The following is a 20,487-nucleotide window of genomic DNA, read 5'->3' on the forward strand; positions in this document are numbered from 1 at the left end:
TAAGACCCACAGCGCCGATGGTACTGCACCCGGGAGGGTGTGGGAGAGTAGGTCACCGCCGGAACATCATTTAGGTCGAGAGCCTCCAACCACCAGGTTGGAGGCTCTCCCACTTTAACCACCCATACAGGGTTCAGACAGAGCGCCGGTTACTCCCACACCCGTACGTAGTCCACCCGCATCGCCCCGGCCTCACCGAGAATCCTGGCCCCCCGCCACACCCCGATGTTCAGCAGCAGGTAGTGCGGGCTGACGTTGTCGCTGGTGGCGTAGGAGTGGACCAGCACGCCGTCGTAGTACACCTCGTTGGCACCCGGCTTACGCAGTACCCCGTACGTGTGATAGCCGCCGGCCCAGCACCCGGGAACGATCCGGCTCTTCTTCCACGCCGCGGAGTGGTACACGCTCCACATGTCCCCGGCGAGCGGTTCGGCGATATCGATCTCCCCGGTAGAGGGATAGGCCTGGCCGGCGGTCCACCAGGCGCCCCAGTTCCTGATGCTGGTCTCGCAGGTGCCCGGGAAAAAGATCCGGGCCTCCGCGTAGCCGGTGGTGAACTGGAAACCGGTGTGCCCGGCCACGCCGTCGTTCGGATTGGTGGAGAGCAATGCCCCCGAGGAGACGTCGCTGAGCTGCAGCACGGCCTCGCCGTTGGCGACGCGGACATTGCTGGAGCAGGTCTTCACATTGTTCTTGACCGACTTGAGGTCGCAGTCATCGAACCAGTACGGCGTCCAGGCCGCGGTGTTCAGGGAGTTGAAGTCGTCGTTGAAGACCAGGTTCCAGCTCCCGGGCACACCCACCGGGTTCGGGGGAGGGGGAGCGGCTACCGCCGGGGCGGCCATGGAGTCCGCCGCGGGAGCCTTGATGGCCGCGGGGGCGGGCGGCACCACGGCCGGCGCCGCGCCGACGGCCTGGGGCGCGTCCGGTCCGCCGCCGAGCGCGCCGCTCATGGGTGCGGGCGCGTTCGCTCCGGCGTCGCTGGAGACCTCGGGCGGCGGAGCGGCGGCGGGACCCGGCGCGGCGGTGGGCAGGGCACTGCTGGAGAGCACGGCGGCGGCGACCAGGCAGACGATCCAGGGGACTGAGCGGTGCTTCATGGGACCACCCTCTCGAGGGTGAGGGCAGCGACAGACAGCTGCCGGTGACGTTTTGCCCTGACGACCGGTGTCCCCCCAGTCAGACCGAGCAATGTGAGGGCTGAGCGCACGATGATCCCTTCTCTCGTGTCCGGGCCGGCCCGGTACTCCCACTAGCCTTCAGGCTATGAGCGGATCGGCCCTACGTCAGGCGTACCGACTACTTGCCCCGCACGGCGGACCTCTTGGATCCACCGCCCGGACTACCTGCCCCGGAACAGCTCAGAAGCCCCGCGCGTTGACTACCCTTGAGTAACACCAGACAGCAGCAGCCACGGGAGGCCATCTTGAGTGCACGGACCATTATCATCACCGGCGCCAGCGACGGGATCGGCGCGTCCGCGGCCCGCACCTTGGCGGCGCAAGGCGAGAACGTCGTCGTCGTGGGGCGTTCCGCCGCGAAAACGGCGCAGATCGCCGGGGAAATAGGTGCCGACCACTTCGTGGCCGACTTTGCCGAGCTGGCCCAGGTCCGCCGGCTCGCCGCGGAGCTGAAAGAGAAATACCCGCGGATCGACGTGCTGGCCAATAACGCCGGTGGCATCATGGGAGACCGGCAGCTCACCGTGGACGGCCACGAGAAGACCTTCCAGGTCAACCACCTGGCGCCGTTCCTGCTCACCACCGAGCTGCTGGACGTGCTCACCGCCAGCCGCACCAAGGTCATCAACACCTCCAGCGTGGCCAACTCAATCTTCGCCCGCTTCGACATCGACGACCTGGACGCGGCGCGCAAGTATTCGACCAACCGGGCCTACGGCAACGCCAAGCTCGCCAACATCCTCTTCACCAGCGAACTGCACCGCCGCTACCACGAGGCCGGGATCTCGACGGCGGCCTTCCACCCCGGCGGGGTCGCCACCAACTTCGCGGCCGAGTCCACCAGCCCCATGCGCGTCGCGTACACGAGCTTCCTGAAGCGCTTCATGCTGACCCCGGAGCAGGGCGCGGACACCCTCGTCTGGCTCGCCAACGGCACCCCGGGCACGGACTGGACCTCCGGCGGGTACTACGCCAAGCGGGCGCTCTCCAAGGCCAACAAGCTGGCGTACGACGGCGGGCTGGCGCAGCAGCTGTGGGACCGCAGCGAGGCCATGGTGGCCCCGAAGGGCGACTGACCCGTGCGGCGGGCCTAAACCGGAAGGCGCCTAAACCGGCTCCGGGGAGGTTTACCCGGCCGCCTCGACGGTGTCGATCGCGTCCAGGGCGCTGCCCATGGTGCCGGCCAGGTCGCTGGCCGGGGCGGGCTTGGCGAACAGGTAGCCCTGCAGCGCATCGCAGCCCAGATCCATCAGGTACTTGGCCTGCGCGGGAGTCTCGATGCCCTCGGCCGTGACCTTCAGGCCCAGACCCTGCGCCGCGTTGATCATGGTCCGGAAGAACGGCAGGTGTTCCTTGCCGGTCTTGATCATGGCCACGAAGGACCGGTCGATCTTGACCTGGTCCAGCGGCAGCTCCCGGAGCCGGCCCAGCGAGGAGTAGCCGGTGCCGAAGTCGTCCATGGCGATCCGCACGCCCGCCTCGCGCAGCTGGTGCAGCTGGCGGATGACGTCCGAGTCGGCGTCGAAGAACACGCTCTCGGTCAGCTCAAGCATCAGCTGGCGCGGATTCACCCCGGTGGACGCGGCAATGCCGAGCACATCGCCGGCGAAGTCGCGCTGCTGGAACTGCAGGCCTGACACGTTCACGGCCACGCTGTAGGCGGCGTCGCCGGCCAGCCACGGGCGGATCTCGGCGCAGGCGCGGCGCATCACCTCGTCCCCGATCTCCCGGATCAGGCCGCTTTGTTCGGCCACCGGCAGGAACTGGTTGGGCGGCACCAGCTTGCCGTGCCGCTCCCAGCGGGCAAACGCCTCGAACTGGACCACGGCGCCGAGGCCGGGGGAGACCACCGGCTGGTAGTGCACCGAGATCTGGCCCAGCTCCACCGCCTGGCGCAGCCCGGTCTCGCCGCCGGACTGGTGCGTGGGCGTCGCGAGCATCTCCGGCCGGAACTCCAGCCAGGTGTTCTTCCCGGCGGCCTTCGCCGCGCTCAGGGCCGAGTCGGCCTGCCGCAGCAGCTCCGCCCCGTCCTGCGTCTGCGCCGTCCGGGACGCCAGGCCCATGCTCGCCGCCGGCCGGACCGTGGACCCGCCGATCCGTGCCGGGGCGTACAGGGAGTCGGAGATCCGCTTGGCCACCGCGGAGATGCTGTGGCAGTCCGTGAGCAGCACAACGAACTCGTCGCCGCCGAGGCGGGCCACGGTGTCGTGCGGTCGGATGCAGTTCCGCAGCCGGCTGGCGACCTCCACCAGCAACTCGTCCGCGGCGGAGCGGCCCAGCATGTCGTTGTAGGTGCGGAAGTCGTCCACGTTGATGATCACGACGTCCACGGAGTCCTCGCGGCGCAGTGCCGCGGCCAGGCGCTCGTTGAACAAGGTGCCGTTGGGCAGGCCGGTCAGGGTGTCGCGGAGAACGGCGGCCTTCAGTTGGTCGTCATGTTCCACCGGCGTGAGCCGCGGCAGGACCCCGGTGGTGCCGGGCACCAGCTGGGACTCCAGCGTGCCCGGGCGGCCGGCAACGGCCTGGCCCGGCGCCAGCGGTGCGGGCCGTGCCGTGGTTGCTCGCGGTGCGGCGGCGCGGGCGGAGAGGGCGACGGCGGCCGGGCCGCCGCCGGGAAGCGCGGCGACGGTGATCTCCACCGGGAACTCGGAGGCGTCCGCCCGGCGGCCCGCGCCGGCGAACACCGGGACCGTAACGTTGGCGCCGGCCGTGGCGCCGTCGTCGTGCGCTGCGCCGAGCACCCCGGACACGGTGGCGTGCAGGCCCTCACGTGCCGCCTCGGCCAGCAGCAGGCTGTAATCCGCGCCCAGCAACTGGGCCCGGGGGTAGCCGAAGAGCCGCTCCGCGGCGCGGTTCAGGAAGGTGACGGAGCCGTCGGGGGCAAGCAGCAGCAACGCGTCCGGGATGTGGTCCAACACGGTGTGTGCGAATGCTGAGTCCATAGTGGTGCTGTCCCCCCGGAAGCAAGTGTTTCGATGAATATCCGCCCCATCATATGCGCCAGCCGGCATACCAGCCCCGCGCCGCGGCACTTATTTCCAAAGCCCCCGAATGTGTCGTCCGGAGTACCGGACAAGGGGCCGTGGCGGGCCGTCCTCAGTACGCGACGAGCGGTTCCAGCAGCGCCTCGATGGCCTCCACAGACTGTGCCAGTGCCGCCCCGCGCTGCACCCCGGGCGCGGGCCGGGAGAACAGGTAGCCCTGCAGCGCGTCGCACTCGTGCTCGATCAGGTACCGGCCCTGGGCGGGCGTCTCGATGCCCTCCGCGGTGACCCGCAGGCCCAGGCTGTGCGCCATGTGGATCATGGAGGTCAGGATGGGTAGCCGCTCTTCGCCGGTGCGGAGCATGGAGACGAACGACTTGTCGATCTTCACCGCGTCCACCGGCAGTTCCTGCAGCCGCCCCAGCGAGGAGTAGCCGGTGCCGAAGTCGTCCAGTGCCACGCGGATGCCGGCGGCGCGGAGGTGGCTCAGCTGGGCGATCACGTGCGAGGCCGGGTCAAAGAAGACGCTCTCGGTGACCTCCAGGACCAGCTGGTGCGGGTCCACGTTGCTCCAGGCGGCGATGTCCAGCACCCGTTCGGCGAAGTCCTTGTGCTGCAGCTGCACCCCGGAGACGTTGACGGCCAGGGTCCGGCCCGGATCCTCGGCCAGCCAGGGCTGCAGTTCGGCGCAGCTCTGCCGTAGCACCTCCGCCCCGATGTCCCGGATCAGGCCGCTGCGTTCTGCGGTCTGGATGAAGGTGTCCGGTGCCATGATGACGCCGTCGCGCTCCCAGCGGGCCAGCGCCTCGAACTGCACCACCTCACGCCGGTTGGCGGAGACCACCGGCTGGAAGAACACCTTGATCTGGCCCAGTTCCACCGCCTGGCGCAGCCCCGCGGTTAGCTGGGTGCGTTCCATCAGGGTGGCCAGCATCTCCGGCTGGAAGTGCACGTAGCAGTTTTTCCCGGCCTCCTTCGCCGCGTACATGGCGACGTCGGCCCGGCGCAGGAGTTCTGCGGAGGATACTTTGTCCTCGCCGCGCTTGGCCACGCCCAGGCTCAGGCTGGGTCGCAGCAGCGCGCCCTCGATGGTGACCGGGGCGTTGAGGGTCTTCACGATCCGCTGCGCGACGGCGTCGGAGTCCCCGCAGCCTTCCAGCAGCACCACGAATTCGTCCCCGCCCAGGCGGGCCACCGTCCCGTGCGGGCCCACGCAGTTCTGCAGCCGGCGGGAGATCTCGACCAGCATCTGGTCGCCCGCGTGGTGGCCCAGGATGTCGTTGACTTCCTTGAAGTCGTCCAGGTCCAGCAGCAGCACGGCCACGGAGCCGGGGGAGTCCAGCGCGGCGGAGGCCCGCTCGTTGAAGAGCATGCGGTTGGCCAGGCCCGTCAGCGGGTCCTGGAAGGCCAGGGCCTTGAGCTGGTCCGCCTGCTGCGCCAGTTCCTCCAGCGCGCGCCGGGCCTGGTCCTCCGCCAAGGCCCGGGAGGTGATGTCCCGGAAGTTCCAGATCCGGCCCACCACCTCGCCGGCCACCCTCTGCGGGCGCGAGTCCAGCTCCACCGTCCGGCCGTCCTGGAATTCCAGGACGTCCTGGCTGTGGAGCTCATGGTTGGCGTAGAGCTCCGCGACCTTGGCCTTGAAGCAGTCCGGGCGCTGCAGTTTCGTGGCGATGAACTTCACCAGCGCGTAGGCGTCGTTCTCGGCCAGGATCTCCCTCGGCATGCCCCAGAGGCGCAGGTACTGTTCGTTGACGCCGGTGATCTGCCCGGAGTTGGAGACCACTACGATGCCATCCGCCGTCGTCTCCAGCGTCGCGTCCAGCATCGAGACGGCATGCCGCCGCCCGGCGTCGGCGTCCCGGAAGGCTGTCTGCCGGACCGCGACGGCCACCGAGGTTTTGGTCCCGGTGGTGACCAGCGAGCAGGTCAGCTCCAGCTGGATCTCGCTGCCGTTCCGGTGCAGCCCGATGCCCGGGAAAGGTTTCGTGCCGAAGGTGCTGTCTCCGCCCATCCGGCCCAAGGTGCGCAGGAAGCCGCCGCGGTCGTCCTTGGCCAGCAGCATGGTGTGTTCCTGGCCCACCAGGTCACAGGCCTCGTGGCCGAAGAGCTTCTCGGCGGCGGGATTGACGTAGGAGATCATCCCCGAGGTGGTCAGCAGCAGCAGCGCATCCGGACCCTGCGTCAGCAGGGTCTCTGCGAGTCCTTGTTCCACGGTGATGCCAGCCCCCAGGCTTTTGATGTCAAGTGCCGCCGGCCGCGCGGTGGCCAACAACTTTCAAGCATCATAGGGCCATGAGAGCCAAATCACAGTAACGGGGACCTCCGGGCCGCGGTGTCGCCGCGCAGGGCGGCCGCGGCGGCCTCCGCCAGGGCCAGCGCCGCGGGCAGGTTCGCCGCCGGCTGCGGGGTGGAGAGCATGTAGCCCTGCAGCGAATCGCAGCCCCGCTCCACCAGGTACCGGGCCTGCTGCAGCGTCTCGACGCCCTCCGCGGTGACGGTCAAGCCCAGGCCGTGGGCCATGCTGATCATGCAGTTGAGGATGGGCAGGTGCTCGGTGCCGGTACGGATCATCTGGACGAAGGACTTGTCGATCTTCAGGGTGTCCACGGGCAGGTCCTGCAGCCGGCCCAGCGACGAGTAGCCGGTGCCGAAGTCGTCCAGGGCCACCCGGACGCCGGCGCCACGCAGCTCCACCAGCTGGCGGTGGACCTGGCAGTCGTCGTCGAAGAAGACACTCTCGGTCACCTCCACCACCAGCTGCCGCGGGTCCACCCCGCACGCGGCCGCGGTGGAGAGCAGTAGCTCCGGGACGTTGCCCTGCTGCAACTGCACGCCGGAGACATTCACCGCCAGGGACCGGGCCGGGTCCGCGGCCAGCCAGGGCTGCAGTTCCGTGCAGCCGCGCAGCAGCACCTCGGTGCCGATCTCCACCACCAGGCCGCTGCGTTCGGCGGCGGGGATGAACTGCTGCGGCGGCACCAGGACCCCATTGCGCTCCCAGCGGGCCAGCGCCTCGACCTTGACCACGCGGCCGAGGCGGGCGGCGACAATCGGCTGGTAGTGGACGGTGATTTCCCCGCGTTCGACGGCGGCGCGCAGCCCGGCCTCGAGGTCCGCACGTTCCAGCAGCGCGGTCATCATCTCCGGCTGGAAGCGCAGGTAGCGGTTCTTGCCGGCGGCCTTCGCCGCGTACATGGCGATGTCCGCCCGGCGCAGCAGCTCGGAGGCGTCGTAGGCATCGGCGCTGATCGAGGCCAGGCCCAGGCTGAGGCTGGGCCGCAGCATGGACCCGTCCACCCAGAGCGGCTCCTTCAGCGACTCGACGATCCGGGCCGCCGCGGCGTCGGCGTCGAGCGATCCCACCATCAGCACCACGAACTCGTCGCCGCCCAGCCGTGCTACAACGTCGGAGGGGCGGACGCAGGCGCGGAGCCGGCGCCCCACCTCGATCAGCATCTGGTCCCCGGCGTGGTGGCCGTGGATGTCGTTGACTTCCTTGAAGTCGTCCAGGTCAAGGAGCAGCACGTCGACGGCCGTGCCGCATGGGCCGGCCAGGGCGTGGGCCAGCTGGTCGTTGAAGAGCTGGCGGTTGGAGAGCCCGGTCAGCGGATCGTTGAAGGCCAGGGAGCGCAGCTGGCCGGCCTGCGCGGCGAGGTCCGCCATGGCCTGGGTGATGCGTTCCTGGTCGCGGCGTGCCTGGCTGACGTCGCGGAAGCTCCAGACCCGGCCGGCCACCCGGTCGCCCACCTTCTGCGGGCGTGAGTAGCGTTCGAAGGTCCGGCCGTCGCGGAAGGAAAGCACGTCGTGGCTCTCGGCCTCGGGGTCCGCGTAGAGGGCGGTGACCTTGGCCAGGAACGCCCGCGGGTCCGAGAGCTGGCCCAGCACGAAGCCCATCACGGCCTCGTCGTCGCCGGTGTCTACCAGGGCCCGGGGGACGCCCCACATGGAGAGGAACTGGTTGTTGACGGAGGTGATCCGGCCGTCACCGCTGACCACCAGGATCCCGTCCGCCGTCGATTCGAGGGTGGCCGCGAGCAGCGACATGGCCTCGCGGAGCCGGGCGTCCTCCTCGGAGCGCGTTGAAATGGTCATGCGGCCGGGACCGCGCGACTGTGAGACCGACGTTGGTGCAAAGTAGTTCCTCCCCTCAGTGATCATAGGGGCCGACGACGGTCCCGGCCGTCAGCGGGGCAGCGCGGCGCCGTGTGCAGACCCGGCCCCGGCACGGCCGAGCCCCCGCACCGTCCAGCCGGCCGCGGTCCAGGCCCCGGCGTCGAGCGCGTTCCGGGCATCCAGCAGGACCCGGCGGCGGACCCGGTCCCCGGCGGCACGGGGGTCCAGGGTCCGGTACTGCTCCCATTCGGTCAGCAGCAGCACCAGCTCGGCGCCGTCGAGGGCCGCGTCCGTGCCGGCCTCGAAGCGCAGCTGCGGGTGGTGCAGCCAGGCGTTGTTGACGGCCGCGGGGTCGGTGACGGTGACGTGGGCGCCGTCGTCGGCGAGCCGTCGGGCGACGTCCAGGGCGGGGGAATCCCGGATGTCGTCGGTGTCCGGTTTGAACGCCGCCCCAAGCACCGTGACCCGGCGTCCGGCCACGCTGCCGCCGCACAGCTCCCGGGCCGCGGCCACCGTCCGGGAGCGCTGGTTGCGGTTGATCCCGTCCACCGTGGCCATCCAGTCGTCCACCGAGTCCACGCCCAGCTCCCGGGCCTGGACGCGGAGCGAGCGGATGTCCTTGGGCAGGCAGCCGCCGCCGAAGCCCAGGCCCGCGTGCAGGTACCGGCCGCCGATCCGCGGGTCCAGGCCCATCGCGGCGCCCAGCTCGGTGACGTCCCCGCCGGCGGCCTCGCAGAGCTCCGCCATGGCGTTGATGAAGCTCAGCTTCGTGGCCAGGTAGGCGTTGGCGGCGGACTTGATCAGCTCGGCCGTGGCGAAGGTGCAGACCAGCCGGGGGATCCCGGCCGTCAGCAGCGGGGCGTAAACCGCGTCCAGGGCCGCGGTGACGGCGGCCGCTGCGCTGTCCGGCTGCTCCGCCGCGTGCGCCCCGCCGGGGACGCCGTACACCAGCCGGTCCGGGACCAGGGAGTCCTTGACCGAGGTGCCCTGGCGCAGGAACTCGGGGTTCCAGCCCAGCAGCACGTCCGGCCGGCCCGCCAGCACCCCGCCGAGCATGTCCACGGTGCCCACCGGGACGGTGGATTTGCCGACGACGGCGGACCCCGGGGCGAGGAACGGCAGCAGGGCCTCGGTGGCGGCGATCAGGTAGCTGAGGTCGGCGCCGTCGGAGGTCTTCGACTGCGGGGTGCCGACGCAGAGGAAGTGCAGCTGCGCCCCGGCGGCGTCGGCGAAGCTGGTGGAGAACGTGAGCCGGCCGTTGGCCCGCCCGTCGCGCAGCAGCTCGTCCAGTCCCGGCTCGTGGAAGGGCGCGGTGCCGCGATCCAGCTGGGCGACCTTGGCGGCGTCGACGTCGATCCCCACCACGCTGTGGCCCATCGAGGCGAGGGTGGCGGCGTGCACGGCGCCGAGGTAGCCGCAGCCAATCACGGAAATTTTCACAGGGTTGCTCCTCTTCCGGGGCGGGTGGCGGAGGCGGCGCCGGCGGGTGCCGGTGCGCCGGTGGAGACCTCGCGGTAATGGGTGACGAGTTCCTCGCCGAGGGCGTGCCAGGTCCGGCCCTGGACCGCGGCGTGGGCGGCCTCCGCAAAGGCCCGGCGCTTGGCGCCGTCGCCTGCCAGGTCCGCCACCCGTGCGCGCAGCCCGGCGAGGTCGCCGGGCTCGTACAGCCAGCCGGTGCGGGAGTTCTCCACCAGGTCCAGCGGGCCGCCGCGGCCGGTGGCGACCACCGGCACGCCGGACGCCATGGCCTCCTGGATGGTCTGGCAGAAGGTTTCGAATTCGCCGGGGTGGACGAACAGGTCGAAGGAGGCCACGGTCCGGGCGAGGTCCTCGCCGCCCAGGAACCCGGTGAACAGGGCGCCCGGCAGCGCCGCCTCGAGGGCCGCCCGCTGCGGGCCGTCGCCCACGATCACCAGCCGGGTGCCGGGGAGGTCCGCCAGCACTGCCAGGTCCTCCACCTGCTTTTCGGCCGCGAGCCGGCCCACGTAGCCGATGATGCGCTCGCCGGCCGGGGCGACGGCCGCCCGCCAGCCGTCGTCGCGCTTGGCCGGGTGGAACCGTGCGGTGTCCACGCCCCGGCGCCACATCTGCACCCGGGGGATGCCGCGCCCGCGGAACTGCTGCAGCGCGAAGGTCGAGGGAACCAGGGTCCGGGTGGCCAGCAGGTGGATCTGCTCCACCCGGTTCCACGCCCAGTTCTCCAGGTAGGGCACGCCGTACCGGGCCGCGTAGCCGGGGACCTCGGTCTGGTAGATGGCCACGGTGGGGATGCCGAGCTGGTGTGCTGCCTGCACCGCCCGCCAGCCCAGAACGAACGGGGAGGCGAGGTGGACGACGTCGGGCGCGTAGCCGGCAAGGATTCGCTTGACCCGGGCCACGCCTCCCATCGCCACCCGCACGTTGGAGTAGCCGGCCAGGGGGAGCGCGGGGAGCCGGTGGATCCGGGCCCCGTAGACCTCGTCCGGGACGCCGGTGTCCTGTCCGGAGGGGCAGATCACCAGCACCTCGTCGCCGCGGGACTGGAGATGCTCCAGGACCCGCAGGATGGAGTGGGTGACCCCGTTCATCTGGGGCAGGAATGATTCGGCGACGAGTGCGATCCTCACCCCTCCACCGTGGGTGCCGCGGCTGACGGCCCGGGGTGGCGGGCGTGGCGTGCGGGGGAAGACTGGGTTAACAGGCGGGGATCAGGGCCGGCTGCCGCCGCGGAGCACGTCGGGGAGTTCGTCCACGTAGACCGTCTGGGGAGGCTCGTAGTAGATCACCAGGACCTCCTCGCCCACCGCGAAGCTGCTTTCCTTGTCGAAGGGGTGGGCGTGGAAGGCGCTGATGCCGCCGCGGAACGGCAGCATCACCTCACCGAGAGTCCCCGGGCCTACCCGGCCGGAGACCCGGCCGATCCGCCCGGTCAGGCTCCGGTCGACGTTCCTGGGCATGCTGCGTTCCTAGCTGCCCGGCGTCGGCTGCTTCGGGGCGGTGCGGCCCTGGGGTCCCGGTGTACCGTCCGCCCGCGTGCCGTCCGCCCGGGCGCCGTCGCGGCCGTTCTTCAGCGAGCTCCGCAGCGCCGGGAGGTAGTCGCCCACCTGGGCGAGGATGCCACCGACCATCCGGTTCAGGCCTTCGCCGCCGTTGAGCACCGTCAGCTGCCCGACGTGCGCGAACGGCTCCGCGGCCGCGGCGACAATGCCGGGCATGTTCTCCGCGAGTTGCTGGGAGATGACCGCGTCCTGGTTGGTGCCCAGGGCCTCGCCCCGGGCCTTGATGCCCTCTGCCTCGGCGAGGGCCTTGGCCTTGATGGCCGACGCCGCCGCGTCACCGCGGGCCTTCGTGGCCGCTGCCTCCGCCTCGCCGGTCACCCGGGTGGCGCCTGCGGCGGCGGCCGCGGCGTTGGCGTTGGCCTGCGCCTGCAGCTCGGTGCGCCGGGCGTTGGCCTGGGCCTCGAGTTCGGTGCGGCGGGCCAGGGCCTCGGCGGCGCTGATGTCCGCGGACTTCTGGCCCTCCGCCTCGGTCCGTTTGGCGTAGGCCTTCGCGTCCGCGGGTTTGCGGATGGTGGTCTGCAGCTTCTGCTCCTCCCGGTCCGCCTCCAGCTTGGCCACCTCGGTCTCCTGCACCACCACCTGTTGCCGGGCGGTGGCGTCCGCGAGTGGCCCGGCCTGGGCGGCGTTGGCGCGGGCGCGTTCGGCGTTGGCCTGTGCCTCGGACTGCTTGATGGCGGAGAGGCTCTGGGCGTCCGCGATCTGGGCGGCGGCCTCGGCCTCCCGTTCCGCGGCCTCCCGGTTGCGGGTGGCCTCGGCGATCCGGGCCTCCATTTTGACCTGGGCGATGTGCGGCTTGGCGATGTTCTGGATGTAGCCGGTGGGGTCCTGCAGGTCCTTGATCTGCAGCGAGTCCACCACCAGGCCCAGCTTCTCCATCTCCACGCCGCTGGCGCTGCGGACCTGGGAGCCCAGCTTGTCCCGCTCGCGGATGATCTCCTCCACGGTCATGCTGCCGATGATCGAGCGCAGGTGGCCCTCGAAGACGTTGTAGACCTGGCTCTGCATCTTGGGCTGCTGTCCGAGGAAGCGGCGGGCGGCGTTGGCGATGAAGGGAGGCGCGTCGCCGATCTTGTAGATCACCACGCCCTCGACGATCACCTGGATGCCCTGGGAGGTTACGCAGGAGACCTTGAGTTCGGTCTCGTTCAGGGTCAGCGAGAGGGCCCGGACGGTCTGCAGGCCGGGCACCACCAGAGCGCCCTTGCCGGTGACGATCTTGAAGTCCATGCCGTCCCGGGTTTCCAGCGTTCCCCGGGTCAGCCCGGAGATGATCAGCGCCTCATTCGGCTCCGCCACCTTCCACATCAGCTTCACCGCCACCCAGATGAGGGCGACGACGACGATCACCCCCGCGACGACGGCGAAGAACGGGATGAGGGACGTGAGATCAGGCATGGCCAACCTTTCGCGACGGTGCGTCAGGCCAGTCTGGGGTGACGGCGCCGGGTAAGTCCAGCATTTGGGCAAAAGAAGGCTGGTGCGGGCTTCGGGACGCTGCCCGGGCCCGCACCAGCGGGTACTACGACTTATCGGATTAGTTGAACTCGCTCCTCATTCGCGGCTCCCTTTCCCGGTGGTGGTTTACCGGGTATCTGCGTCTTCGGCCAGGTGCCGTGAGAGCAGCCAGCCGGCGCCAATCATCGCCACGCCCAGCACCATGTGGGTCCAGTTATCCATGGTGTTGAAGGCCAGGAAATTGGCCGCCGAGCCGACGCCCACGATCAGCCCGTAGACGGCGAAGATGATGTACAACAGGCCAAATCCCATCAGGTAATTCCGGGCCCCCATGCTGTTGCGGGACATGACGTATCCGGTCCCGCCGATCGCGAACTGCACGATGTTCAGCAGCATCGACACCTGGAACAGATTGAGGAACATGGCATTCGAATCCGGTCCCAGGAACCGGAGTTCGCCGTAATGCGTGGTGATGCCCGGAATGAATCCCAGGACACCCACGACCATGAGGACAATACCCACACCCATGCCGACGTTCTGGACGTCTGTCCGTCCGAAATGGACGCCGTGTGCATGTGGGGATGCGGTAGTCATTTTCTGCCTCCAACCACTGATTGCGGACAGTTCAATTTTACGGCGGAGGGGCCAAAAAAGCGCCGGGAATCGGGCCCCGGACGCCTGTCGGAACCCGGCTCCGAGGCCGCCGCGTGGCACGATGGATCACGATGAAACTGCGCGCTGATCAGACCGGGGACCGTGGCCTTCCGATGCCGTTGTGGCTGCAGGGGGCGCTCGAGTCCGCGCAGGCCGCGGTGATCTCCGCGTTGGTGGTGATCGCCCCGATCGTGGCCGTCTGGGCCGGCGCCGGATTCCGCGAGAACGGCTTCGAGTTCCTGGCCCGCCTGGCCGGCCAGGCCTGGCTGCTGATCCACGGGGTCCCGCTGCTGCTGAACGGGGTCGGGGCCGACGCCGCCGCCCGCCCGGACGCCGGCACCCTCACCCTGATCCCGCTGGGCCTGACCCTCATCCCGTTCCTGCTCGCCTGGCGGGCCGGCCGCCGGCTGGCCCGGGCCTCCTACACGGACCAGCTCTGGCAGGCACTCGTCGGGTCCTGGCTGACCTACGCCGCGTTCGGGTTCGCCACCGGCTTCCTCTGCCGCACCGCCGAGGTGGGGGTGAGCCTCTGGGCCGCCTCCGCCGTCCCGCTGATTCCCTACGCCCTCGGCATGGTGGTGGGTGCCCGCCGCGAGGCCGGGTCCTGGAGCCGGCTGATCGGCGTCGACGCCGTGGCCTGGATCAGCCGCACCAGCCAGCACTCACGCTGGGCCGGGTCCTACCTGGGCTCCGCCATCAAGGCCGGGTTCGTCGCCGTGATGGCCACCCTGGCGATGGCCGCGGCGCTGCTGGCCGTGGACCTGCTGATCCACTGGAACCTGATCATCGACGTCTACGAGGCCCTGAATGCCGGGCCGGTGGGCGGGGCTGCCCTGACCATCGCGCAGCTGGGCTACCTGCCCAACATGGTGGTCTTCGCCCTCGCGTGGGCCTCCGGGGCAGGCTTCGCCCTCGGCGTCGGGTCCCAGGCCGGGCCGCTGGCCACCGCCGTCGGGCCGCTGCCGTCCATCCCCGTGTTCGCCGCGCTGCCCTCCGGCCCGCTGGACTACGCCCTCGTGGCGCTGGTAGTCCCAGTCCTGGCCGGAGCCCTGGCCGGCTGGTGGTTCCTGCGCGAGGGGGAGAACCACTTCGACGAATGGCTCTCCATCAAGGTCAAGGCCCGCTGGTTCACCGCCACCTTCTCCACGCTGGTCCTCGGCGCGCTGATCGGCGTCGTGGCCGGGGCGCTCGCGGCCGGGCTGGCGTGGCTGGCCCGCGGTTCTGCCGGGATCGGGCGGCTGACGGACATCGGGCCGGACCCGGTGGTGACGGCGCTGTTCGTCGCCTCCGAGGTGGGCGCCGGCGTCGTCATCGGCTACGCCGCGGGGCCGTGGCTGGAACGCCGGCAGCGGCTGCAGGAAGCTGACCTCTCGGCGTCGACCGCCTCTTCGTCCTCGTCAGCCCGGAGCAACTGAGCCCGGACGCGGGTGTCCTAGCGGAGCGGGGCCGGCAGGGATTTCTCCAACGTCACCCGGCAGGTGGAGGCCGCCTGCTCGGTCAGGGCGTGCCGCGCGCACTGCTGGTAGTCGCGGATCTGGGTGTAGAACACTGAACTGACCAGCAGCATCAGCACCATTACGGTGGAAACCACCAGCCCGGAGATCGTCCCAAAGAGCACCATCCGGGACTCCCGGAGTTTCAGGGCCCGCACCAGCAGGACGACGCCGAGCACCACCCCGCAGAGGGTGAGCAGCGCGGCCAGCCACAGGTAGGCGACGTCGAGCTGGAAGACGAAGAACGAGCCCAGGACCACGACGATAAAAGCGCGGAAGAGGTTCAACGTTCGCAGCCGCGACTCGGCCTTACCGCCCTGGGGAAAACTCATGGTTTCCAGCGTACGCGAGCGGCCGCCTAAGCTAAGTCAATGCGCATCGTAGTCCTTGTTTCCGGCACCGGTTCGAACCTGCAGGCCGTCATCGACGCTGTCCGGGCCGGTGACCTGGACGTGGAGCTCGCCGCGGTCGGCGCGGACCGTCCCGGGACCTACGGAGTGGAGCGCTCGGCCGCCGCGGGGATCCCCACCTTCGTGGTGGACTTCAAGGCCTACCCGGACCGTGCCGCTTGGAACGCGGCCCTGACCGAGGCCGTCGCCGCCTTCCGGCCCGACGTCGTCGTCTCCTCCGGGTTCATGCGGATCGTCAGCGCCGACTTCATCGCGGCGTTCGACGGCAAATACCTCAACACCCACCCGGCGCTGCTCCCGGCCTTCCCCGGAGCACACGGCGTCCGCGACGCCCTGGCGTACGGGATCAAGGTCACCGGCTGCACGGTGCACTGGGCCGACGCCGGCGTGGACACCGGCCCGATCATCGCCCAGGAGGCAGTCGCGGTGGAGGACGGGGACACCGAGGAGACCCTGCACGAGCGGATCAAGACCGTGGAGCGGCGCCTGCTGGTGTCCACCCTCCGCGACCTCGCCGCCGCCAAGCAGTAACGCCCCCCACGGATACAGATGCCCTATCACTTGTGGTTGCCAACGGACCGGAATGGCAACCGCAGGCGATAGGGCATTCGGCGTCTGAGGGGAGAGAAGGCGGCAGTCCCGGCGGCGCCGTCTGCCTTTCGAGGCCAAGTAGCGCGGGGCGCAAGAACGAGTACACCGCGAAAAAGACGGGTAGCGGAAGGGTAAAGACGAGTACAGACGACCCGGTTTTCGGCGCCTACCGGACCGTAGGCTGACGCCGTCTCATCCGCTTCTTCCGTCTCTGGGGGTCCTCTTGTCACGCTTCAGCTTTGCTAAAACCAGTCCCAAAGTCCTTGGCTTCACCGCGGCGCTCGTTCTCGGAACGGGTGCCGTTTCTGCCGCCTATGCCGTGACGACAACGTCCGGCAGCGGCGAGATCAACGGCTGCTACAACGTCAACAACGGCGGCCAGCTCCGGGTCCTGTCCGCGGGGCAGAGCTGCGACCCCAAGAAGGAAACCCCGATCACGTGGAATGTGCAGGGCATTCAAGGCGTGGCCGGACCGGCGGGACCCATGGGCGCGGTCGGCGCCCAGGGCATCCAGGGTTTGCCCGGCGTCCAGGGCGACAAGGGTGACCAGGGCATCCAAGGTCTCCAGGGGGCAACGGGCGATACCGGCGCCGTCGGCCCGCAGGGCGACAAGGGGGACACCGGTGATATCGGTGCCACCGGCGCCAAGGGGGATAAAGGCGACACCGGCGCCACCGGTGCGCAGGGTGAGAAGGGCGACACCGGGGCCACGGGTCAGCAGGGTGAGAAGGGGGACACCGGCGCCACGGGCGCCACCGGCCTGCAGGGTGAGACCGGCCCGATGGGTCCCCAAGGTCCCCAGGGCGACAAAGGGGATAAGGGTGACGCCGGCACCGTCGGCCCCCAGGGCGAGAAGGGCGACACCGGGGCGACCGGCGACACAGGAGCCGCGGGTCCGCAGGGCGCTCCGGGCGAGAAGGGGGCTACCGGTGATACGGGTGCCACCGGCGCTACGGGTCCCGCAGGGGCCACCGGCGCCGCGGCGTCAACCAGCGTGAGCGTGACGACGGCCAGCGGAACGACGGCCACCTCGGTGACGGCGACGTGCCCGGCCGGGAAGGTCGCCGTCGGTGGGGGATTCTCTTCCGTCTCCACCAGCGGCAACCAGGTTCTGTCCAGTCAGCCCTCCGGCGCCAACGGTTGGACGGTGACCCAGTCCAGAGGGACGGCGCTGACGGTCTACGTGACCTGCATCCAGTAGCACCACCACAAATGCCCTATCGCTTGCGGTTGCCTCCGGGCAGGAAAAGCAACCGCAAGTGATAGGGCATTCGGCGTGCGAGGGGTGGGCGTCAGTCCAGCCGGCGCTGCTTGGTCTCCGGGGCGAAGAACGCCATCCACAGCACCGAGACCAGCACCAGCCCGCCGGCCAGGGCGAACGAAGTTGCCAGCCCCAGCTGCGGCCAGAGCACCGCGGCGAACAGCAGCGGCCCGAAGCCGGCACCCACCCGGGAGAAGGTCGAGGCCCAGCCGAAGCCGGTGCCGCGCAGCTCGGTCGGGTACAGCTCGGAGACGTAGGCGTACAGCACCGGGATGGCCACCTGCACCACAAAGCCGAAGAGCAGCAGCCAGAACACGGCGGCGGTGGGGATGTCCACGACGACGGCGACCACCACCAGGATCAGGGCCGAGAGCGGGCCGGTGACCGCCAGAATCCATTTGCGTCCCGTCCGCTCCACCAGCAGGGCCGCCACCACCACGCCCAGCAGCCCGACGGCGGCCATCGAGGCCGTGGTCAGGAACGCCTTGTACTCCTCAAATCCGGCGCCGATCAGGATCCGCGGCATCCAGGTCAGGGACAGGTAGTAGACCAGCAGGATTGAGAAGAACAGTGCCCAGGCCGCGGTGGTGATCTTCCAGTCGTAGCGCCACAGCGCCCGCAGCTGGGTCCAGGCGCTGCCGGCGGAGAGCCGGGGGACGTCCTGCGGCTCGGGCAGGCTGTACGCCCGGGCCTGCCCGCCGGTGGCCGCCACCAGGGAATCGATCACGGCGGCCGCCTCCTCGCGGCGGCCCTTCCGGATCAGGAACAGCGGCGACTCCGGGACGCTGCGGCGGACCCAGACCACCAGCAGCGCCGGCAGCACCATGATCAGCATGGTCAGGCGCCAATCCGCGAACGCTGCCACCAGCCCGGCGGAGACGAAGCCGCACAGCGCGGCCCCCACCGGCCACCAGCCGTCCATCGCGGTGAGGACCCTGCCGCGCTGCTTCCGCGGCGTGAACTCACCCACCAGCGCATAGTCCACCGGGATGCAGCCGCCCAGGCCGAACCCGGCCAGGAAGCGGAACACCACGAACCAGGTGAAGTCGGGGGAGAGGGCGCCGAGCACCGTGAAGATGGAGAAGATCAGCAGCGTGGCCGAGAAGGCCTTCTTCCGGCCGATGGTGTCCGCGATGGTGCCCCAGACAAAGGCGCCGAGAGCCATGCCGATGAGGTTGGAGGTACCGATCCAGGCGGCGTCCCCCGGCCCGAGCGACCAGTGCTTGGACAGCAGCGGGATGAGGATGCCGTTAAGCGTGACGTCCCAGGCGTCGAACATGAAACCCAGCCCGCCGATCAGGAAAATGCGGCCCTGGACCTTCCACCGCCACGGCAGTTCCTGGACCACCTGTTCGCCGCTGGGCACCGTGGTGTATGTGTTCATATCTGGCCTCCTGCAAGAACTCTACGTGCCCGGACCGACGGCCGGGGAGGTCGCCGTCCCCGGCACGCGGGGCCGCTTCACACTCGGCCCGGACGGCGGCTCCGGGAAGGGGAAGTCCGGGGCGACGCGATAAACTGGCCGCATCCCCACCCGCCGCGGCCGCGCCGCGATATAAGACGGAGACTTTTGTGAGCTTTACGCAGCATGAGCGTGTGTCCATCGACCGTGTCCCCATTCGCCGGGCCCTCATCTCGGTCTACGACAAGACCGGCCTGGAGGAGCTCGCCCAGGGCCTGCACAACGCCGGCGTCCGGATCGTCTCCACCGGCTCCACCGCCAAGAAGATCGCGGCTGCCGGGATTCCCGTGCAGGAAGTCGAAGAAGTCACCGGCTCCCCGGAAATGCTGGACGGCCGCGTCAAGACGCTGCACCCGCGCGTCCACGGCGGCATCCTCGCCGACCGCCGCGTTCCCGCCCACATGAAGACCCTCGAGGACATGGCCATCGAGCCCTTCGACCTCGTCGTCGTGAACCTCTACCCGTTCGTGGAGACCGTGAAGTCCGGTGCCGCGCAGGACGACGTCGTCGAGCAGATCGACATCGGAGGCCCTGCCATGGTGCGCTCGGCCGCGAAGAACCACGCCGCCGTCACGATCGTGGTTGACCCGGCCGCCTACGGTTCCGTCGTCGAAGCCGCCGCCGCCGGCGGCTTCGACCTGAAGACCCGCCGCCGGCTGGCCGCCAAGGCCTTCGCGCACACCGCGGCGTACGACACCGCCGTCGCCACCTGGACCGCCAGCCAGTTCCTGGACGAGGACGGCGACGGCGTCATCGACTGGCCCGCGTACGCCGGCCTGGCGCTGGAACGCTCCGAGGTGCTGCGCTACGGCGAGAACCCGCACCAGCAGGCCGCCCTCTACGTGGACAAGGCCGCCCCGGCCGGCATCGCGCAGGCCGACCAGCTGCACGGCAAGGCCATGAGCTACAACAACTTCGTCGACGCCGACGCCGCCCTGCGCGCCGCGTTCGACTTCGACCAGCCCGCCGTCGCGGTCATCAAGCACGCCAACCCGTGCGGCGTGGCCGTGGGCTCCGCCGACGCCGCGGACCCCATCGCCGACGCGCACGCCAAGGCCCACGCCTGCGACCCCGTCTCCGCGTTCGGCGGCGTGATCGCGGCCAACCGCACCGTCACCGCGGGCATGGCCCGGACCGTGGCCGGCATCTTCACCGAGGTTGTCATCGCCCCGGGCTTCGAGGATGAGGCGGTGGAAATCCTCTCCAAGAAGAAGAACATCCGCCTGCTGACCCTGCCCGAGGGCTACGGCCGCTACCCGACCGAGTTCCGCCAGGTCTCCGGCGGCATGCTGGTCCAGGCCACGGACAAGGTCGACGCCGACGGTGACAACCCCGCCAACTGGACCCTCGCCGCCGGTGAGGCCGCCGACGAGAGGACCCTCGCCGACCTCGCCTTTGCGTGGACCGCGTGCCGCGCGGCCAAGTCCAACGCCATCCTGCTGGCCGCCGACGGCGCCGCCGTGGGCATCGGCATGGGTCAGGTCAACCGGCTCGACTCCTGCCGCCTCGCCGTCGAACGGGCCAACACCCTGGGCGTCTCCGTGGAGTCGGATGTCGACGGCGCCGGCGGGGCCTCCAATGCCGATGCCACCAACGCCCCGGAGCGGGCCCGCGGCGCCGTCGCGGCGTCGGACGCGTTCTTCCCGTTCGCCGACGGACTGCAGATCCTGATCGACGCCGGCGTCCGCGCCGTCGTCCAGCCCGGGGGCTCGGTCCGGGACGAGGAAGTCATCGCCGCGGCCAACGCCGCCGGCATCACGATGTACTTCACCGGCGCCCGCCACTTCTTCCACTAGGAACCTCCGCCCGAGAGACGGGGCGGCTCTGGACCCTGGATAAGACCCG

Annotated in this window: 16 protein-coding genes; 5 read left to right on the top strand and 11 right to left on the bottom strand. The window is 70.1% G+C overall.

Annotated elements, in window-relative coordinates:
• Positions 1–149: 149 nt before the first annotated feature.
• The gene (locus tag QWJ39_RS15620) at positions 150–1,100 is read right to left on the bottom strand and encodes a family 16 glycosylhydrolase (protein ID WP_290258806.1); all 951 of its coding nucleotides are present in this window, start codon (positions 1,098–1,100) and stop codon (positions 150–152) included.
• A 326-nt stretch (positions 1,101–1,426) separates the two neighbouring features.
• Here QWJ39_RS15620 and QWJ39_RS15625 point away from each other — a divergent pair, with 326 nt between their 5' ends.
• Positions 1,427–2,257 (top strand): SDR family NAD(P)-dependent oxidoreductase, encoded by an 831-nt coding sequence (locus tag QWJ39_RS15625; RefSeq protein ID WP_290258807.1) that lies wholly within the window; start codon positions 1,427–1,429, stop codon positions 2,255–2,257.
• Between the two features lie 51 nt (positions 2,258–2,308).
• Here the strand turns inward: QWJ39_RS15625 and QWJ39_RS15630 are convergent, their stop codons facing one another.
• The 8 genes from QWJ39_RS15630 to QWJ39_RS15665 all read right to left on the bottom strand — a co-directional run bounded on the left by QWJ39_RS15630 (position 2,309) and on the right by QWJ39_RS15665 (position 13,365).
• On the bottom strand, positions 2,309–4,123 hold the full coding sequence (locus QWJ39_RS15630; RefSeq protein ID WP_290258808.1) for an EAL domain-containing protein: 1,815 nt from the start codon (positions 4,121–4,123) through the stop codon (positions 2,309–2,311).
• 154 nt (positions 4,124–4,277) lie between these two features.
• Positions 4,278–6,377, bottom strand: coding sequence for a bifunctional diguanylate cyclase/phosphodiesterase (locus QWJ39_RS15635; protein WP_290258809.1), 2,100 nt, complete (start codon positions 6,375–6,377; stop codon positions 4,278–4,280).
• Between the two features lie 92 nt (positions 6,378–6,469).
• A complete protein-coding gene (locus tag QWJ39_RS15640) occupies positions 6,470–8,257 on the bottom strand; it encodes a GGDEF domain-containing phosphodiesterase (protein ID WP_290258810.1) in 1,788 nt (595 codons plus the stop codon).
• Positions 8,258–8,347: 90 nt separating this feature from the next.
• Positions 8,348–9,718, bottom strand: a complete 1,371-nt coding sequence (locus QWJ39_RS15645; RefSeq protein WP_290258812.1) for a UDP-glucose/GDP-mannose dehydrogenase family protein — start codon at positions 9,716–9,718, stop codon at positions 8,348–8,350.
• Positions 9,715–10,884, bottom strand: a complete 1,170-nt coding sequence (locus tag QWJ39_RS15650; RefSeq protein WP_290258813.1) for a glycosyltransferase family 1 protein — start codon at positions 10,882–10,884, stop codon at positions 9,715–9,717. Before QWJ39_RS15650 ends, QWJ39_RS15645 begins: the two co-directional genes overlap by 4 nt.
• Positions 10,885–10,965: 81 nt before the next feature.
• Positions 10,966–11,214 (bottom strand): hypothetical protein, encoded by a 249-nt coding sequence (locus QWJ39_RS15655; RefSeq protein ID WP_290258814.1) that lies wholly within the window; start codon positions 11,212–11,214, stop codon positions 10,966–10,968.
• A 9-nt stretch (positions 11,215–11,223) separates the two neighbouring features.
• Positions 11,224–12,711: a flotillin family protein gene (locus tag QWJ39_RS15660; protein ID WP_290258815.1), complete on the bottom strand. Its 1,488-nt coding sequence runs from the start codon at positions 12,709–12,711 to the stop codon at positions 11,224–11,226.
• A gap of 186 nt (positions 12,712–12,897) precedes the next feature.
• Positions 12,898–13,365: a DUF4383 domain-containing protein gene (locus QWJ39_RS15665; protein WP_290258816.1), complete on the bottom strand. Its 468-nt coding sequence runs from the start codon at positions 13,363–13,365 to the stop codon at positions 12,898–12,900.
• A gap of 131 nt (positions 13,366–13,496) precedes the next feature.
• Here QWJ39_RS15665 and QWJ39_RS15670 point away from each other — a divergent pair, with 131 nt between their 5' ends.
• Positions 13,497–14,840 carry a DUF6350 family protein gene (locus QWJ39_RS15670; RefSeq protein ID WP_290258817.1) on the top strand — a complete coding sequence of 448 codons (1,344 nt, stop codon included), beginning with the start codon at positions 13,497–13,499 and terminating at the stop codon, positions 14,838–14,840.
• A 17-nt stretch (positions 14,841–14,857) separates the two neighbouring features.
• On the opposite strand, the gene QWJ39_RS15675 is transcribed toward QWJ39_RS15670, so the two are convergent.
• Positions 14,858–15,250 (bottom strand): hypothetical protein, encoded by a 393-nt coding sequence (locus tag QWJ39_RS15675; protein WP_290258818.1) that lies wholly within the window; start codon positions 15,248–15,250, stop codon positions 14,858–14,860.
• A 39-nt stretch (positions 15,251–15,289) separates the two neighbouring features.
• Between QWJ39_RS15675 and purN the strand changes: the two genes are divergently transcribed.
• Together purN and QWJ39_RS15685 are read left to right on the top strand one after the other, a co-directional pair.
• Positions 15,290–15,859, top strand: coding sequence for a phosphoribosylglycinamide formyltransferase (gene purN, locus QWJ39_RS15680; protein WP_290258819.1), 570 nt, complete (start codon positions 15,290–15,292; stop codon positions 15,857–15,859).
• A 379-nt stretch (positions 15,860–16,238) separates the two neighbouring features.
• Positions 16,239–17,120: a hypothetical protein gene (locus QWJ39_RS15685; RefSeq protein ID WP_290258820.1), complete on the top strand. Its 882-nt coding sequence runs from the start codon at positions 16,239–16,241 to the stop codon at positions 17,118–17,120.
• Positions 17,121–17,211: 91 nt separating this feature from the next.
• On the opposite strand, the gene QWJ39_RS15690 is transcribed toward QWJ39_RS15685, so the two are convergent.
• On the bottom strand, positions 17,212–18,564 hold the full coding sequence (locus tag QWJ39_RS15690) for an MFS transporter (RefSeq protein WP_290258821.1): 1,353 nt from the start codon (positions 18,562–18,564) through the stop codon (positions 17,212–17,214).
• A gap of 188 nt (positions 18,565–18,752) precedes the next feature.
• On the opposite strand from QWJ39_RS15690, the gene purH reads away from it, so the two are divergent.
• Positions 18,753–20,438, top strand: coding sequence for a bifunctional phosphoribosylaminoimidazolecarboxamide formyltransferase/IMP cyclohydrolase (gene purH / locus QWJ39_RS15695; RefSeq protein ID WP_290258822.1), 1,686 nt, complete (start codon positions 18,753–18,755; stop codon positions 20,436–20,438).
• Positions 20,439–20,487 lie beyond the last annotated feature (49 nt).

This window comes from Arthrobacter sp. YD4 (assembly GCF_030410515.1).
Classification (GTDB): Bacteria; Actinomycetota; Actinomycetes; order Actinomycetales; family Micrococcaceae; genus Arthrobacter.